The sequence below is a fragment of the Bradyrhizobium tropiciagri genome (assembly GCF_018130505.1).
Lineage (GTDB): Bacteria > Pseudomonadota > Alphaproteobacteria > Rhizobiales > Xanthobacteraceae > Bradyrhizobium > Bradyrhizobium tropiciagri_B.
Genome location: NZ_JAFCKH010000001.1, coordinates 42,197 through 59,429 on the forward strand (window position 1 = coordinate 42,197; position 17,233 = coordinate 59,429).

The following is a 17,233-nucleotide window of genomic DNA, read 5'->3' on the forward strand; positions in this document are numbered from 1 at the left end:
TTCAAGGTTGTGCAATTCAAGGAATGTGACTCGCAGAGGCTTCGAATGGCTGTTGCAGCATACGGTTCTTCCAGCGCGCATTCGGTGTCTTCTGTACGCGGGGCCGCACTTCAAAGACCCATTCAGCTCTTTGTCATCGTCGCCGACTTTCTGCTGATCCTGCTCAGCTACGCCGTGGCGTCCGAAGCCTATCGCGCGGTGGCGACGACTACGCTCGACCAGGATTCGTCGGATGGAGCCGCGCTGATCGTCGGCACGGTGTTCGTCGCGATCGCGTACTTCCAGGGCGTCTACGACAATCATCGCCTGCTGCACCTCGGCTGGCAGCTTCGTAAAGCTGTCGTCATCTGGCTGCTATCGCTGACCATCCTGGCTGTTGAGGCCTTTCTCCTGAAGTCGACGGCGAGCCTGTCGCGCGGCACCATCCTGTTCTTCACCGCCATCGGCGGCGTCGGACTGATCGGTGTCCGCTTCGCGTGGCAGTTTGCACTTGGCCTCAGCTTCGCGCGAGGACGGCTGGTCGATCGCAAGGTGATGCTGCTCAGCTTCAAGCCGCTCGACTTCACCTCGACCCGCTTCAAGGACCTGCGCAAGAACGGTTTCGACGTGGTGCGCCATTTTGTCGTGGGCGGCGATGCCGACGCGGCGGAGTGGGAGCGCGAGATGCGCGACGTCATCCGCCAGGCCCGGGCGGCCGATGTCGATGAGTATCTGCTCGCCGTCGATTGGGACGAACTGCCGCTGATGCAGAAGCTCGGCCCCTATCTGCGCGTGATTCCGCAGCCGGTCCGCCTGCTACCCGATTATCAGATTGCCGATCTGGTCTCGCGGCCGTTCGTGCCGGTCAGCGGGACGGTGGCGATCGAGATCCAGCGGCCGCCGCTCACCGTGTTTGAACGCTTCCAGAAGCGCTGCCTCGACATCGGCGTCGCCTCGTTCGCCATCATCATGCTGGCGCCGCTGCTGGTCACCGCCGCGATCCTGATCAAGCTTGATACCTCCGGAAGCGTGATCTTCCGCCAGTTCCGCCGCGGCTTCAACGGCAAGCCGTTCGAGATCTGGAAGTTTCGCAGCATGACCGTTGCCGAGAACGGCGACTCGGTCACGCAGGCGAAAAAGGGTGACGCACGCGTCACGCGCGTCGGCCGCTTCCTGCGCCGCACCAGCATCGACGAGTTGCCGCAGCTCTGGAACGTGCTGCGCGGCGACATGTCGCTGGTTGGACCGCGCCCGCATGCGCTCGCGCACGACAACTACTATGACGAGATCATCAGCAACTACGTCTATCGCCATCACATGAAGCCGGGGCTGACCGGCTGGGCCCAGGTCAACGGCTTCCGTGGCGAGACCGCGACGATCGACCTGATGGAAAAGCGCGTCGAATACGACGTTTGGTACGTCAGCAACTGGAGCATCTGGTTCGACGTCAAGATCCTGATGCGCACCGCCGGTGCGCTGATGTATCAGGAAGCGTATTGACCCTGTTGCCGGGCGCGGCCTCTGGTTGATCTGCGCGAGACCTCCTCCAGCGCTTAGCGAGCATCGAAGCCTTTCGATGCTCGCTTTTGTATTGGCTTCAGTGTGTGAACTACGAGCGCGGCTTCACGGAGCACCGCCTGAGGGTGGCCGCGAGCACTGCCCCGAGATGGCGCGATGGCACGCGAGAGCTGGTGAAGGGGTAAACGCTGCGCGCGAGCAGTTGCTGAAAGCGGGTAGCTTTTGTCCCTTGTCAGATCGGCGGCCGTGCGTGCAACGCGGCGCCGCGCTGGCGCGCCGACAGCTTCAGTCTCTCGAAACAGGTTGCGTAAACGTGTGGCCGGCGGTCGACGGTCGCCGTGTTCCGGCGACGCAAGGTGCCGGGCGAAGGTCGCTAAGCTGATCGCGCTCCTCGAGCACGAGGCACTCTTTGTTGCGCAGCGAAGGTATGCGGTTTGTGCGGTGATCGCGCCGATCATGATCGCCATTCCCGGCAGTCGCGTCACCTGAGACGGCGAGGTGATCTGGACGAGGGGAGACATCGTGGATTGTTGGGAGGTGAGGGACGCTTGATACCTCACGTCAGGTGAGGTCGTGCCGCTCACTCAGGTAAAAATAAGACCCCGGGACTCGCGTCCCGGGGCCTGTCCAGCGCGAGGGCTTGTGCTTACGCGCCCTCGACGTAGTAGCTGTTGTAGTGCGAGCCCTTGTAGGCCTCGATGCGTTTCAGCATGTTCGGATCGGCGCGGTTCAGCACGGCACCCAGCAGCTTCTTCTGGATCGCCTCGGAGCCCGAGACCGATTCCTGCAGCGCGCTGCGGGTGGTCTTGCCCCATTCGATCACATAGACCATGGCGTCGACGAGATGGCTCATCGCCTTGGAGTCGGCGACCGGCATCACCGGCGCGAGGTCGATGATGATGTATTCGTAGTTCTGCCGCACCACCGAGAGCAGGTCGGCCATTGCCTTGGACGCCATGATGTCGGCCGAGTTGACCATGCGGGTCAGATAGATCGAGGGCAGGAAGTCGAGGCCGGTCTCCTTGCTGCGCTGGATCTGATAGCCGAACGAATGCGGATCCTGCAGCGCCTCGACGAGGCCGGTCTTGGCGTTGGGGGCGAGCTCGCGGGTCAGCGAGCGGGTGTGGAGGTCGCCGTCGATCAGCAGCGTGCGGTGCCCTGTCAACGCGGTCAGGTGGCCGAAATTGGCGGCGACCGTCGTCTTGCCTTCCTTCGGCAGCGACGAGACGATGCCGATCACCTTCACCTCGCGGGTCAGCCGGGCCACGTCGATCGACACCTTGATGTTGCGCAGCGTCTCGGCAAAGCGCGAGAACGGCCGGTCGACGACGTAGCGGGACAGCTCGCCACCGGCGATCTGCAAGTCCTTGTCCGGCGGCGGCCTGTCCGACGGCAGCAGCGCGCGCGCCTTCTGGCCGAGGCTCGGCCTGCGGATGTCGGGCAGCACGCCGAGGCATTTCACGCCGATCTCGTCCTCGACCTCGCCCGGGGTGCGCATGACGTCGCTCAGCAGCTCGCGGGCGAAGGCCGCGCCGAAGCCGAGACAGAGCCCGCCGACCAGGCCGCCGGCGAGCGCCAGCAGCGTCTTCGGCGAGCTCTTCTGATAGGGCTTCACCGCGGTCGAGATGATGCGCGCCTCGCTGATCGGGAAGCTCTGGTTCTGCGTCGCGTTCTGCAGCTTCTCGAGGAAGTTGTTGTATAGGTTCCGGTAGGTGTCGGCCGCGCTTTCGAGGTCGCGCAACTTGACCTGGGCCTGGCCGGTGTTGTCGGCCTGGGTGACCAGGTTCTTGACGTTCTGGTCCAGCGACGCCTCGCGGCTCTTGGCGATCTCGTAATCGCTGCGATAGGCGTCGGCGATGCGGTGAACCTCGTCGGCGATCGCCTTCTTCAGTTCCTCCATCTTGTTGGCGAGGTTGATGGAGGCCTGGTGGGTCTTGCCGTATTTGTTCGACCAGTCGGCATATTGGGCCGCCATATCGAGGTACTGGGCGCGCAGACGGGTGATGACCGTGTTGCTGAGGGCATCGGTCACGGTCGGCTGCACCAGATCCTTGTCCTGGACGGCCTCGATGCGGTCGAGGCGGGCCTTGGCCTCGGCGGTCGCGGCGCGGGCCTGGACCAGCTGGGTGTTGAGGTCCGACAGCTGCTGCTCGGACATCAGGCCGCGGCTGGTGCCGACGATGTTGTTCTGCGCCTTGAAGGTCTGCACCGCCCGGTCGCTCGAGGTTGCCTGCTGCCGCAGTTCCTCGCTGCGCTGCTGCAGCCATTCGGTCGCCCGCTTGGTGGACTCGTATTTGGCCTCGAGAGCGCCGACGACATAGGCATTCGCGATCGCGTTGACGATCCGCATCGCCTTGTCCGGGTCGACCGACTTATAGCTGAGCGACAGCACGTAGGTCGACAGGACACGCTCGGTCCTGAGGTTCTTCTGCGCGACGACGACCGCGCCGTGCTCGACGCGGTCCTTCGACGGCGCGTCGCCGGAGCTGAACAGCGCCATCACCTTGCCGGTGATCAGCCCAATCAGGCCGGGCTTGGAGCCGTTGAATTCGGGATCCTCGGTCAGCTTGAGGCGGCGGACCACCGAGAGGATCAGGTCGTCGGAATTGATGATCTCGACCTGGCTGTCGACAAATCCGGTGTCGATCAGGGCGGTGCTGGTGCCGCTGTCCTTGTCGAGCACCTGGGCCTGTCGGGTGTCGATCAGGATGCGGGTGTTGGCCGTATACATCGGCTTTGCGACAGCCAGATAGACGACGACGAGCGTCATCACGACACCCAATACCGACGCGATCAGGGGCCACTGGCGGCGCAGCACGTCGAGCACGCGCTCGGCGCTCAGGACGGCTCCGCCGATCTCGATCGAGAATCGGTGATTGGGATGAAAGTGCTCTCTCGGCTGATACATTTTTGAGCTTCGCTGCTTTCGGTGGCGGCTATTGCGGAATCGCGATCGGCTTGAACGGATCGGCGATCTCGGTCTTCCACTGTCCCGACAACAGGCCGTCCCCGGCGGGGCCCTTCTTGTTGCCGTCAGGCAGTTTCGCGACCGAGGATTGATCCTCGCCGGCCGTGTAATATCCCTTCGCCACGGCGGCATCCTCGATCCGCTGCGCGAAGCTGGCGATCTTCTGCGCGGCGATCGGCTTCCTGATCGTGCAGCGCATCTCGGCGACGCGGAGCGCCGCGCCGATCGCCGATCGCTCCTCGGCGGTCGCCTCGGTGATCAGCGTTCGCACCGGCGCCAGCAGGTCGGGATTGGTGACCAAATAGGCGGCAAGCTGGCTCTTCAGCTTGTCCTTGTCGTTGTGCATGCTCTCCAGCAGGATGATCGGCGACTTGGAGAAGGTGTCGATATCGATCTTCTTGGCGCGGTCGGAGAAGTCGACACACTGCGCGTGGCTCGGGCTGGCGGCGAGCACGGACATGGCCGTGCAGATCAGGAGCAATGCGAGCCGTCGGTCCACCGCGGCAAATCTCAAGCGTCGCATCATCGGCTTACCGTGCATGCAGGTTCCCGAAAGTTGGTGGTGGGTTGTCGCGACCTTGAACGGTAACTGTGTCATTTTTTGTGCGGCGCAAAAGCGTATCGTAAAATCTTGTAACCAGACTCGTGCGTGTCGCGTGCAGCAGCACGATCGTGCAGCACCATTTTGCAAATGCATTGTCGCGCGAAGAAGAAGTTTGTCGTCTCTATCGGTGCAGGGATGCGATGACGAGCGTCATTGCCAATATGCAACCGACGATGGCGATCCGATGGGCATCACGTGACGTCTTCGTGACAACGTTGCCGATGCCCGCAATGTCGCCGCGATAGATTCCAATTGTCGCCAGATATTTGATCATCGCGACAAACATGTGTGCAAGATTCGCACAACCTTCGCGCTATACGCGCGATTGCGCAGCTTCACTCCGATATCGCGTGTTGTGCCTTCCTGTCGCAGCATTGCCGCAATCGTGCAATTGATACGTCTGAATGCTGTGAGACGAGGTTCGATGATGGAACGCGAGGTGATCTTGCTCTCCTGATCGGCAGTGTGCCGCCGCTTTTTCAAGCGCGTCGTCCAATTTCCGATCAGCCGTTGTTCCTCTCGGCAGATTCGTGAAGCATCATCACCAAACAAATGGCGGAGCGTCATCAAATTGCCGCTTCCCGCGATGCATCACTGATGTGCCGCGCTGCGATCTTCGGGAGGGCCGATGCCCGTCCATTCAAGATCGTGGCAAAACCAGCGAAACGGTCGGGAAGTTGTGATGCAGCCGGTTCATCGAGAAAAAGCTCATGTCCTGCCGCTCGACAGCATCCGGGGTATCGCGGCGATCTCCGTGGTGATTCATCATCTGATTCTGATGCCGACCTTTCTGGCGGCGTTTCCGCACAATGCGTGGATCAACTGGTCGTTCTTCCGCAGCGCCTGGCTGCTGGTCGACCTGTTCTTCGTGCTCAGCGGCATCGTGATGTCCTTGAGCTATGTGCGGGGGGAGTTCGGACGGTTCTCGCTGCGCGAATTCATGGTGCGGCGGCTGGCGCGGGTCTATCCGCTGCACATCGTGATGCTGTTCGCAAGCCTGCTGTTCCGCTTGCTGCGCATTGGCCTTGTGATGGCCGGCGTCGTAGTGGCGGTGCCCGCGGCATTCGAGGTCAACAACGCCTATTCGTTCGTGCTCAATCTGTTCCTGCTGCATTCGATGGGCCCGATCGATTATCTGAGCTGGAACGCGCCGAGCTGGAGCATCAGCGTCGAGTTCTACACCTATCTGGTGTTCGGCCTCGTGGTGCTGTTCGCCCAGCGCTTCAGGTCGCTGCGCTACTTCTATCTCGGCGCGCTGCTGCTGGCGGTCGGGAGCTGGCTGGTGATCGTGTTCGTACTGCAGAAGAAGAGCCTCGGCCTGCAGACCGATTTCGGCATTCTGCGCTGCTTCACCAGCTTCTTCCTCGGCGTGCTCACGGTACGGGTGGTCGAGGGCCTGCCGCGCCGTATCGGTCCCGCGCTGCAGGGCGCGCTGCAGTTTGCCGCCATGGTCGCGAGCGTCGTCGTGGTTTCGCTGGTCGAGGCCTATCCGGCGATCAGCTTCGCCGCGCCGCTGACCTTCGCGATCTTCCTCGGCTCGCTGCTGGCGTTTCCGGATGCCGTGCTGGTGCCGCGCATGCTGGTGGCCAAGCCGCTGGTCTGGCTCGGACGCCGCTCCTATTCCGTGTACATGGTGCACGCGCTGGTGGTGCTGTTCGCCGAATATTTCGTGCGCGCGGTCGGACCGCGGGTCATCCATGCGCTTGATTCGATCTGCGCCGGGCTGCCGGCGACGCTTAACCTCGTGGCGTCGCTCGCCGCGGTGCTCGTCGTCTCACACTTCACCTATCTCTATGTCGAGATCCCCGGCGGAAAATATATGAGGGATCTGCTGAGCCGTCGCCGCCGTGACGAGTTCGCAACGCCGCCGGCCCCTTCGGGGGCGGCAGTCGAATTGAGGCGCGGGCCGTGACAGACATCGCCATCCAGCGCCGGCCGGCCGAGCCGTTCAGCATCAATCTCGAAGCGATCGCGCTCTCGGTCTACCTGATCCGCGACGCGTTCGGCGGCGTGATGCGGTATTACACCAGCATCATGCATCTGGACGTGCTGTGGTACGTGCCGGACGGCGTCGCGATGCTGTGCCTGATCCAGTTCGTCTCGCATTGCATCGTCCGCAACCGCAGCGTGCTGGCGGTGCTGGTGCTGATCCAGATACTGCTGTCGGTGGTGCTCGGCTACATCATGCTCGGCACCACCACCGCAGCGGTGTCGTCGTTCAAGATGATGCTCCCCGTGTTCGTCGGGTTCCTGTACTGCGATGCCCAACTCGGCAGCTACAAGAAGCTGCTGACGATCATCGCCGCGACCTTCTATCTGTCGGTGATCGGCGTGGTGCTGACCAAATTCTTCGTGATGCCCTGGGTCGGATTCAAATACGAATCGTTCGGCGCGACGCGTGAGGCCGGCCGGCTATGGTGGGCCTATGGCGGCGACGACCAGCGGCTGATGGGCTTTGCCGCCGACAACACCATGGCGGCGTTCTTCATCCTCGTCTCGTACACGGTGACCTCGATCCGCAAGAGCACCGGATGGTGCCTGCTGTGGGGAGGCATCGCGCTGTACGTGATCAAGCTGACCACCAGCAAGACCACCATGATCGTGCTGGCGCTTTATCTGATCCTGCTCGTCCTGGTGCGGATGCTGCCCGAGCAGCAGCGCTTTCCGGCGATCCGCAAGATCGCGCTGTGGTCGTTCGTCTCGATTCTGGTTCCGTTCTTCCTGATCCTGGCGCTGGCCGGCACCACGCCGGTTCCGCATTCCACGATGTTCAGCATCCTGGACCGCATCAACAACAGCTGGCAGCTGCCGTTCGTCTATATGAGCCAGCTGATGCCGATCGGCATCTTCACCGGGTGCGGCGCCGGCTGCTTCAACTATCCGCAGAAGCTGTTCTCGCCGCTGGCGGCGTACTGGGTGCCGGTCGACAATTTCTACATTGGGACCTACCTGATGTTCGGGCTGCCGTTCGTCGCCTTCATGGTGATGGTGATCCGGGCAGCCTTTGCGGTCACCGACGTCTACAAGCTGTCGCTGATCTTCGTCTCCAACCTCTTCACCATCACGGTGCTCAATTACGGGCCGGCGACCGGCCTGTTGATCATTGCGCTCGGCTTCAGTGAGGTGTTCTCACGGCGCGTTGCGACGTCGACCGCCGGCGCGCGGCCTCGCGCCAGGGCGCGGCCGGTCCAGGCCCTCGGGCCGCAGGGTGGCCTCAACGATTTCGGCGGCGAAGTGCCGAGGCCGGCACGGTAGCAGCAAACAGAATGGGACGAGGCGATGCATAAACGGCTTGCATTCATCGATACGCTGCGCGGCATCGCCGTGATGGCGGTGCTGCTGCAGCACGCGCTTGAGGTGATCGTGCAGAATCACCCGACCGGCGACTACTACTGGGCGTTCCACGACGCGATCGGCTACTACATCAATTTCGGCCGCTTCGGCGTCGTGCTGTTCTTCTTCGTCAGCGGCTTCGTGATTCCCTTCAGCTTTCCCGACAGCGCGACGCCGGTCCGCGATTTCACCATCAGCCGCTTCTTCCGCCTCTATCCGGCGTACTGGACCTCGATCGTGATCGGGCTGCTGACGATGTTCCTGCTCGACGGCAAGCTCTATCCGCTGTCGCAGATCCTCACCAACATCACCATGTTCCAGACCTTCGTGAACGTGCCGAACCTCTGGATCATCTACTGGACGCTGGCGATCGAGCTGATCTTCTATATCAGCTGCACCGTGCTGTTCGCGATGGGGCTGCTCAACCGGCACATGACGGCGGTCTATATCGTGGTCGCGGCGTCGCTGGTCTGCACCATCGGCGCGATCGCGATCGAGAACCGGCTGCTATGGTCCTTGATGGAGGTCGCGCTCAATCTGACCGCGATGTTCCTCGGCAAGGTGATCCGCGACACCGTGATCGGCGGCAAGCTGCGCTGGCAGCACGTAGCGGGCTGCATGCTGCTGTACTGCGTCTTCGCCATTACACTGTCGTACAAGCGGTTCGGCGGCGTCTATCACGAGAACTTCTTCTACAGCTATTCGATCGGGTCGGCCTATGTCAGCGCCGGGCTGCTGTTCGTGCTGTTCGCGACGTTCGGCGAGCGGATGGCGTGGCGGGGAATGGCGTTCGTCGGCGTGATCAGCTACTCGGTCTACCTGATGTCGCCGTTCGTGATCGTCTGGGTCCATCACGGCATGAACGTCGGCGACGGACCGCTCGGCTGGTCGCTGTTCGTGGCGGTGATCGTGGCGGCCTCGCTGCTCTCGAGCTGGGTGACCTACACCTATGTCGAGAAGCCGTGCATCAGCTTCGGGCAGCGCTTCCGTTCGCAGCGCAAGCGGCCCGCGGTGCTCGAGCCGGCGCTCAGCGGCCCGGGACCCGCCGAGTGACGCCGGTGGCGGTCCAGCACGGCGCGAAGGACGACGGCGGCTTCGTGCCGTCGGTGCAGGGGCTCCGCGCCATCGCGGCGCTCAGCGTTCTGATGGACCACTTCTACGACATGCCGAAGGGCGGTGTGTACGACATCCCGAACCCGGGCTTCCTGCCGCCGCTCTGGCTGTGGGTGCAGTCGGTGATCAATGTCGGCGGCCACGGCGTCGAGCTGTTCTTCATGATCAGCGGCTTCCTGATCCCGGCGAGCCTCGTGCGTCACGGGTCGCTGCCGAAATTCTTCTTCGACCGCGTGCTGCGCATCATGCCGGTGTTCGTCGTGCTGCACCTGGCGCTGTTCGTGGTCGGGCCGATCGTCGGCTACAAGTTCTTCCGCGGCATCGATCCCGGCAGTTACGTCGGTATCTTCCTGGCCAACCTGTTCTTCGTGCAGGATGCGCTGGGGCTGCCGATCGCCCAGCAGAATGCCTGGACGCTGACCTATGAGTGGGCGTTCTACATCTGGTTCGCGCTCGTTTTCGCCGTCGTGCGGGGCGGCAGCTGGCTCTTGGCGGTACCCCTGGTCGTGCTCGGGCTCGCCTGCGTGCTGCATTGGCCGATCACGGCCTTCTTCTGCATCGGCATGCTGTTCAGCGCCATCGACTTCCGCATCAGCATCCCCGGGCGGACCGGGCTCATGGTCGGCCTGATCTGCGGCGCCGTGCTCTATGCGAGCTTGTCCCTGTTCCATCCCTTTGTCGGCTTGCTGCCGGGGTTCCTGTTGTTCGCGATGGTGTTGGGGCGCGGCTCGGGCCTTGCCGACGCGCTTGCTACGCCGTCGCTGCAATATGTCGGCAAGATCAGCTACAGCCTCTATCTCGTGCATCCCTTCGTGCTGTTCCCGCTGCAGATGACCGGGCTGAAGCTGGTGGCGATGGGTGTCGACCGCTGGCTGTTGTGGGCGGGCTTCATCGTGCTGGGATCCGTCATGGCGCTGGCCGCGAGCGCGCTCAGCTACGAGTTGATCGAGGTGCGGCTGCGCCGGCTGCTCGACCATGCGTTCCGGGGCCTGCTGTTTCGCCCGCTGGGCAAGGTCGGACAGTCGGTCTGACGCGGCGGCGCCGTCGTCAGGCCGCGACGCCGGCGAGTCCCCGGTAGGTCGAGAACAACTCATCCGCGATGCGATCCCAGTTCAACGCGACCGTCGCGGTCTGCCGCGCGCCGTCGTGTAGGGTCGCCGCGAGCGATCGCGAGGTGAGCACGCGCTCAAGCGCGTCCGCCAGCGCGGTGGCGTCGCCGGGCGGCACCAGCAGCCCGTTGACCCCGTCGGCGACCACATCGGGAATGCCGCCTGTTGCGCTCGCGACCACCGGCCGTTGATTGCCGAACGCGGATGCCAGCACGCCGCTCTGCGTCGCATCCTTGTAGGGCAGGGCGACGACCGCGGCGGACTGGAACATGATGCTGGTGTCTGCGGGCGAGATATAGGCGTTGATCGCCTCGATCGTGGGCATCGCGCCCATCCGCGCGCCAAGCCGCGTCATCTCCGGCCCGCGGCCTGCGACAACGGCGTGATGCGGCACGCCGCGCTTGGCGAGCATGTCGACGGCATCGAGGAAGACATCGAGCCCCTTGTAGGCCCACATGCGGCCGAAGAACAGGATGCGGCCGGCGATTGGATCAATCGGCGCGGCATTGGCCGGCGGCACCATCAGCACGCCGTGCATCGACGAGGTGACGCTGCCCTTGAACTGCGGCGAGGCGCTACGAAAGTCGGCAATGCAGCTGGCGCCGTGCAGGGTGACATGCGCCGCGGCGGAGCGCATCCGGCCGCGCAGCCGCTCCTCGCTCTGGTTGGTGCCCGAGCCGCCCTCGGAGTGCGGAATGGCGTCGTGAACGGTGAGAACCTGCGGAATGCTGGAGATGCGCAGCAGGTCCATCAGCGCTGCGGTGTAGTACTCAGGGCATTCGTGGCAATGCACGATGTCGGGCCGAAACGCGATCACGTCGCGGAACGAGTTCGGCAGGCCGATCGCGCCCGCACCACGCAGGCTGAGGTCGCGGATCCGCGTGTCGAACGGCAGCGGCGTCGGGATCGCGGACAGTTCCCACTGCTGGTTGGCGTCCTTGCGATTGAGCACCAGGCGGACATCGCAGTGGCGCGCCAACCCGGCGGCGAGCCGATACGAATACTCCGAGAAATGCGGCGCGTAGATTGCGACACGAAGACGACGCTTTTGATAAATTGCCTTGGTTCCGTGCACCGGATTGCTCTCGTGTCGCTGCGGATGACTGCCCGCAAGATAGCGATGAACACGGCTGAATTCAGGCCTCTTGCCGATCACATCATCGGCTGCTGAAACCCGGAACGTATCGCCTGATCTCGCCGCGACTGACCGGAAACAGCGATACGATCATGAACGAGACTGCGTAGGACATGCAGACGCAAGCCATGAGATCGGGCACGGCGTCGATCGACCGCATCAGCAGCCAGAGGTGCAGCAGATGCGCGGCTGCGACCGACGCGACGGCGCCGGCCAGATGCGGCCCGATCACCCTGATGACATCGCGATGACGGATCGGACCGTCGCGTCCGACCAGCCACCACAGGATCGGCGTGCGCAGGCATTCGCTGAGCGAGTACGCACTCGCCACGCCGACCGGTCCGAAATGCAGGCCGCAGGCGAAAGCGAGCATCGAGGTGACGGCGCTGAACATGCCCCAGCGCATGTATTCGCGGGTGCGGCCCTGGCTCAGGAACAGCCAGTTGGCCGGGCTGTTCGTGGTTTGCAGGAGCCCTGCCACGCTGAGGCCGATGAAGATCGGCGTGACGTCCCGCCATTGCGCGCCGAGCAGGGTCTCGACCAGTGTGTCGGCCGAGGCGATCATGAATGCAACTCCGGGTAGCACGACCAGGAAGGCCGGCAGCACGGCTCGGCGGAAGGAATCCCGATAGCGCGCGGGCTCCTTCAGCAGGCTCGACAGCGTCGGCAGCATGATCCGGATCATCGGATTGGTGACCTGCTGTAGCGGAAACAGCAGCAGGCGATAAGCTCGGTTGTAGGCGCCAAGCGGCGCGGCGCCCCACACCTTGCCGATCAGCACGCCGTCGGTGTTGCGGGAGAGAAATTCGGCGAGGTTGAAGCCGGTGACGCCGAGGCCGAAATTCAGCATGTCGCGCGCGCCGGTGATCGAGCCAGGCTTCGACGGCAGCCATCCGGAACTCAGCCACGCGCCGCCCGCGAGCACCACGCCAGAGGCCAGGCTGCCGGCGAGGATCGCCCAATAGCTATGGCAGATAAACGCCATCACGATCGAGGTCAGCAGCCCGCTCAGCGCGGCCGCGGATTCGAGGCCGGCCAGCGTCCAGAAGCGCATCTGCCGCGTCAGCAGCGATAGATGCTGGACGTCGGCGCCGCTGAGTAGCAGCGTCAGGCTCATGCCGGACGTCAGTGCAGCGAGGTCCGGATCGCCGTAGAACATCGCGACCAGCGGCGACAGCACCACCTGCGTGATCGCGAGCAGCGCACCGACCGACAGGTTGACCCAGAACAGCGAGCTCAGCTCGTTCTGGGTCAGCTCGTCCTTCTGCACCGTCGCATGGCCGAGGCCGAGATCCTGAAACAGCACGGCGAACGCCAGCACCGGCGAAGCCATCGCGTAGGTGCCGAAGTCCGACGGCGTGAGCAGGCGCGACAGCATGACGACCGAGCCGGCCTGCGTCGCGACGCGCACGAGCTGGGTGGCGACACCGGCGAGCGCGCCGCTGCGTACGTTGCGCGACTGCTCATCTTCGGAGAAACGCATGTTGAGTTCGGTCAAGACAGGCTTCTCCCGACGGTGGAGCTGGGGTCTTCAGGCGCTGCTGGAGAGGCAAACGGTCAATGCAACGGCAAAGTATCGCGCGCACAAAAGCGCTGCGCTGCCGGTCGGGAGTATCAATGCAGATAGACGCGAATTCGAACGTCGCTCTGCGTTGTGCGCTACGCAAAGCAGCGCGCGTCACCGGCAGCGGCGTCGACTATCCGTTCGTGCGTGTCTTTTGAATGGCGCGGATCAATCGCTCGCGCGGAAAGATTCCGGCGCGAGTGCGATGATGAGAAGATGTATCTCGAGTTGTAAGCTCGGTGTCAGCTTCTGCTCCAGAGATCGACAGGGAATGCATCGATCAATGGCTGATGATTAAACTTCGGGCGCGCGGCGCCGCCCATCTCCTTGCCCTGCTCGATGCTGGTCGCGAACTCGACATCGAAGCGTCCAGTGCCTTCGTAGTAGTCGCGATACTTGAACTCGGCTTCGGAGTTGCTCAACCTGACGTAGCGCGCGGGAATGCCGTAGGCCTCGGCGACAATGAGGCCGTGCAGCGAACTTGCCAGCACGAACTCCGCCTCGAGGATGGCTTCGATACGACGATTCCACGAGCCGAGCGGCGTGATGATGTTGGCCGCGTTCGGATCAAACAGGCGGATGTCGTGCAGGTTGGGCACGAACGCCCACGGCACTTTCGCGCGCGGCTGAAAGCGGCCGGGAAACAGATGCGGCAACAGCAGCGCGGGATCGCCGAACACCTCGGGCACCGACTGCCCGCGGCGCTGCAGGATCTCCCGGGTGCGCGGGCCGCGCACGGCGCGAACGTCGAGATGTGTCACCGACGGGTGGAGGTTCTCCTGGCCCGCGCGGCCGTTCAGTCCCGATCCCCAGATGACGTCACCGTTGCGCGCATAATGCAGGATCGATCCGATCGCGAGCATGCGCGCGTTGCGCGATGCTTCATCGGCGCGGGTGTAGCCAGACTGTCGCAAACACTGGTCGACGACCACGGCGGACAAGAAATCGCCGAAGTTCACGGTTCCGTCGTCCGGCTCCCAGAAGAACAGTTCGACGTGCGGATATGGAAGCGGATACGCATAGTCATAGCCGAGCTTCCTGATCAATTTTCGGAAGTCGTGTCGAAAGTTCATGCAGCGTTGTGTCCCAGATGGTAGGGTACCGATAGTGTCATTCCTGCGTCGAGGCAAGGCGACTGTTGGTCGTATCGGGGCGCTCTGGTGGAGTTGGTGTGGCAGCCCGTGTCTGAACATATCCGGCAAGTTTGACCTTGAACCAACAGATTCCTATCAAGCCGCGCTCGATCGTGTCGGGCGTCATCTGGTCGACGATCGACTCCGCGGTGGCGCAGGCGTTGACGCTCACCATCTACGTCATCATGGCGCGGCTGCTGTCGCCGCAGATCCTCGGCATCGTGGCGAGCGGCGCGCTGGCGCTGGATTTCTGCCGCGCGGTGCTGATCGAGAGCATCGCGATCGCGGTGCAGGCGCGGGCGCAGCCGAAAGACGAGGACTATAACGCCTCGTTCTGGCTGATTGCCGCGTTCTCGCTGCTCGCCGCCGTGCTGCTGTTCGCCTCGAGCAACGCGCTGGAGCGCTATTCGGGCCTGCACGACCTTTCGCTGGTCCTGAAGGGATTTTGCATCGTGGTCGCGGTGCAGGGCCTGTCGCGCACGCATGAGGCGTGGCTGACGCGCAACCAGCAGTTTCGTTCGCTCGCGATGCGCTCGATGTTTTCGATCTCGATCGGCGGTGCGGTCGGCATCGGACTGGCGAGCCAGGGCTACGGTGTGCTGGCGCTGGTCGGGCAATTGGTGACGACGTCGCTGATCTCGCTGGTCAGCCTGTGGTCGCTGACGCCGTGGCGTCCGGGCTTCCAGTTCAGCCGGCACACCGCCTATGACCTGCTGCGTTATGCACGCTACGTGGCGCTGACCGGTGTCACGAACTTCGCCAACGCCAATTCCGACCTGATCTTCGTCACCTGGTACACCGGCGCGGCCGGCGCAGGCTTCTACAGCCTCGCCAAGCGGCTGGTGAATGCCGTCAGCACGGTGATCGGCAACGCGCTCAACCGGGTGTTCTTCGCCACCATCGCCGGCCTGCAGCACGACCGCAACGCGTCGGCGACCACGTTGCTCGACTTCGTGATGTACACCTCGCTGCTGACGGCGCCGATCTTCGCCGGCATCGCCGCGCTGTCGCCGGACCTGATCCTCGCCTTCTTCGGCGCCAAATGGCAGGAATCGGCACCGCTGCTGTCGATCATGTCGGTGACGGGATTTCTCACCACGATCGGGCTGTACAATCACTCGGTGATCCTGGCGTTCGGCAAGCCGCACTGGCAGACTTGGCTGACGTTCATCTATGCGGTCTCCAACATCGCGATCTTCATCGTCGCCGCGCCGTTCGGGCTGATTGCGATCGCGGTGGGTTATGTGGTCCGCGCGCTGCTGTTGTATCCATTGTCGGCGGGCGCCTCGATCCGCATCCTCGAGCTTCCCGTGAAGCGCTACGCTGCGGCGCTGCTGCCGGCTTTCACGGGTTCGGCGGTGATGGCCGCCGCGGTGATGGCTGCGTCCTACGCGCTGCCGCCGGCGTCGCCCTGGCTGCGGCTGGCGGTGCTCACCGTGCTCGGCGCCGCCGTTTATCTCGCGGTCGTCCTGTTGGTGGCGCGGCCCGCGGTGAAGCAGGTGTGGCATCAGGTCATGAGCCGCATCCGGCGCTCCGCCACCTGACCGGACGCAATAAATTTCAACCGGCCCGCGCCGTCTGTCCGCGTTCGGCGAGGTCGAGTGCCTCGCCGCCGGCGGGACGGAGTGTTGCGGCCGGCTTGTCGGCCGCCGGGGCAAGACGGTTGAGCAGCTTACGCGCCGGGTTCTCGACATAAGTGTAGGTAATGTCGGCGGCGATCGTGAGCACGACGCAGCAGCCCAGCGCGAACAGCGCAAACGCGCCTGGCTGCAGGCCGAGATAGCTCCAGGCTGGCTTGAACAGCAGGATCAGCAGCAATTCGTGCAGCATGTAGATCGCATAGGAGGTGTTGCCGAGGCGGCCGAGCCAAGCCGAACCGGGAAACTTCTTGAACGCGCTTTCGCCGACCGCCGTGCAGAGGATCGCAAGCGAGAACAGGATGATCGCAAGGTCCGGCTTGGCGAAGACGTTGAGGATCAGCACCGAAAGGCCGAACAGCGCAATGCCCGCGATCGCGACCGGCTTCTTGCGGTACGGACCGGATAGTCTGAACAGGATCGCGAGCAGGATGCCGTTCAGGAAGCTCGGCAGGGCGCGCAGCATGCCGTAATCGAAATTCGCGCCATACATCTGCGACCGCTCGGCCCAGATTGGCAGGAAGCCGTGGGCGAGGATGCCGTAACTCGCGGCCACGATGATGGCGAGCACGATCGGGCGCACCGAGGTTGCCAGCAGCATCATCAGCGGGAACAGCAGATAGCAGAACAGTTCGGCGCTGATCGACCAGGACGGCGAGTTGAAGCTCAGGTGGTCGGTGACGCCCCAGGCCTGCACCAGGAACAGGTTGTACAGGAAGTCGGTGAGGCCGGAATGCGCGGTCGGACCCGCGATCCCGATGAAGGCGAGGCCGGCGAATGCCAGCAGCGTCAACAAATGCAGCGGATAGATCCGCGCGATGCGCCGGACCAGGAAGCGAGCATAGGAGCGAACGCCGGTCGATGTCGACGGGTAGGAATAGGAGATCACGAAGCCGGACAGGATGAAGAACATGTCGACGAACAGGCCGTAGGACCCGTTCCAGGCCGGCGAGATGCCCTTGTCGATGTTCTTCAGATGGAAGATGAAGACGCCGAGCGCGGCGACGAACCTGTAGAAATCGAGAACGACGAATCGTCTTGGCTCAGTGGCTTCCATGTCGGGCATCAGGTCTCGTGCGGCGGAGGTTTTTCTTTAGAGGCCGATTGTGACACAAGTTCGCGGCGCTGCCGGTTGCGCGG

Annotated in this window: 13 protein-coding genes; 7 read left to right on the forward strand and 6 right to left on the reverse strand. The window is 63.5% G+C overall.

Annotated elements, in window-relative coordinates; genetic code table 11:
• Window positions 1-45: 45 nt before the first annotated feature.
• Complete coding sequence (locus tag JQ633_RS00215) at window positions 46-1,479, forward strand: undecaprenyl-phosphate glucose phosphotransferase (protein WP_211981114.1); 1,434 nt, start codon at window positions 46-48, stop codon at window positions 1,477-1,479.
• A 664-nt stretch (window positions 1,480-2,143) separates the two neighbouring features.
• On the opposite strand, the gene JQ633_RS00220 is transcribed toward JQ633_RS00215, so the two are convergent.
• Window positions 2,144-4,405 carry a GNVR domain-containing protein gene (locus JQ633_RS00220; RefSeq protein ID WP_211981117.1) on the reverse strand — a complete coding sequence of 754 codons (2,262 nt, stop codon included), beginning with the start codon at window positions 4,403-4,405 and terminating at the stop codon, window positions 2,144-2,146.
• Between the two features lie 28 nt (window positions 4,406-4,433).
• A complete protein-coding gene (locus tag JQ633_RS00225) occupies window positions 4,434-4,925 on the reverse strand; it encodes a hypothetical protein (RefSeq protein WP_211981119.1) in 492 nt (163 codons plus the stop codon).
• Between JQ633_RS00225 and JQ633_RS00230 the strand changes: the two genes are divergently transcribed.
• The 5 genes from JQ633_RS00230 to JQ633_RS00250 all read left to right on the forward strand — a co-directional run bounded on the left by JQ633_RS00230 (window position 4,924) and on the right by JQ633_RS00250 (window position 10,546).
• Entirely contained in the window at window positions 4,924-5,268 is a 345-nt protein-coding gene (locus tag JQ633_RS00230; protein WP_211981121.1) for a hypothetical protein, read from the forward strand. The genes JQ633_RS00225 and JQ633_RS00230 overlap by 2 nt on opposite strands.
• 483 nt (window positions 5,269-5,751) lie before the next feature.
• Window positions 5,752-6,981 (forward strand): acyltransferase family protein, encoded by a 1,230-nt coding sequence (locus JQ633_RS00235; RefSeq protein ID WP_211981122.1) that lies wholly within the window; start codon window positions 5,752-5,754, stop codon window positions 6,979-6,981.
• Window positions 6,978-8,324, forward strand: coding sequence for a hypothetical protein (locus JQ633_RS00240; protein ID WP_249158660.1), 1,347 nt, complete (start codon window positions 6,978-6,980; stop codon window positions 8,322-8,324). Before JQ633_RS00235 ends, JQ633_RS00240 begins: the two co-directional genes overlap by 4 nt.
• A 24-nt stretch (window positions 8,325-8,348) precedes the next feature.
• Window positions 8,349-9,455, forward strand: coding sequence for an acyltransferase family protein (locus tag JQ633_RS00245; RefSeq protein ID WP_211981123.1), 1,107 nt, complete (start codon window positions 8,349-8,351; stop codon window positions 9,453-9,455).
• Window positions 9,456-9,460: 5 nt separating this feature from the next.
• The gene (locus tag JQ633_RS00250; RefSeq protein ID WP_349631495.1) at window positions 9,461-10,546 is read left to right on the forward strand and encodes an acyltransferase family protein; all 1,086 of its coding nucleotides are present in this window, start codon (window positions 9,461-9,463) and stop codon (window positions 10,544-10,546) included.
• Between the two features lie 16 nt (window positions 10,547-10,562).
• On the opposite strand, the gene JQ633_RS35480 is transcribed toward JQ633_RS00250, so the two are convergent.
• The 3 genes from JQ633_RS35480 to JQ633_RS00265 all read right to left on the reverse strand — a co-directional run bounded on the left by JQ633_RS35480 (window position 10,563) and on the right by JQ633_RS00265 (window position 14,516).
• On the reverse strand, window positions 10,563-11,699 hold the full coding sequence (locus tag JQ633_RS35480; protein WP_211981124.1) for a glycosyltransferase family 4 protein: 1,137 nt from the start codon (window positions 11,697-11,699) through the stop codon (window positions 10,563-10,565).
• Window positions 11,700-11,781: 82 nt separating this feature from the next.
• On the reverse strand, window positions 11,782-13,257 hold the full coding sequence (locus JQ633_RS00260; RefSeq protein WP_211981128.1) for a lipopolysaccharide biosynthesis protein: 1,476 nt from the start codon (window positions 13,255-13,257) through the stop codon (window positions 11,782-11,784).
• 308 nt (window positions 13,258-13,565) lie between these two features.
• Window positions 13,566-14,516, reverse strand: coding sequence for a polysaccharide pyruvyl transferase family protein (locus JQ633_RS00265; RefSeq protein WP_249158758.1), 951 nt, complete (start codon window positions 14,514-14,516; stop codon window positions 13,566-13,568).
• A gap of 17 nt (window positions 14,517-14,533) precedes the next feature.
• Here JQ633_RS00265 and JQ633_RS00270 point away from each other — a divergent pair, with 17 nt between their 5' ends.
• Window positions 14,534-16,000: a lipopolysaccharide biosynthesis protein gene (locus JQ633_RS00270; protein WP_211981132.1), complete on the forward strand. Its 1,467-nt coding sequence runs from the start codon at window positions 14,534-14,536 to the stop codon at window positions 15,998-16,000.
• A 16-nt stretch (window positions 16,001-16,016) separates the two neighbouring features.
• Here the strand turns inward: JQ633_RS00270 and JQ633_RS00275 are convergent, their stop codons facing one another.
• Entirely contained in the window at window positions 16,017-17,159 is a 1,143-nt protein-coding gene (locus JQ633_RS00275; RefSeq protein WP_249158662.1) for an acyltransferase family protein, read from the reverse strand.
• Window positions 17,160-17,233 lie beyond the last annotated feature (74 nt).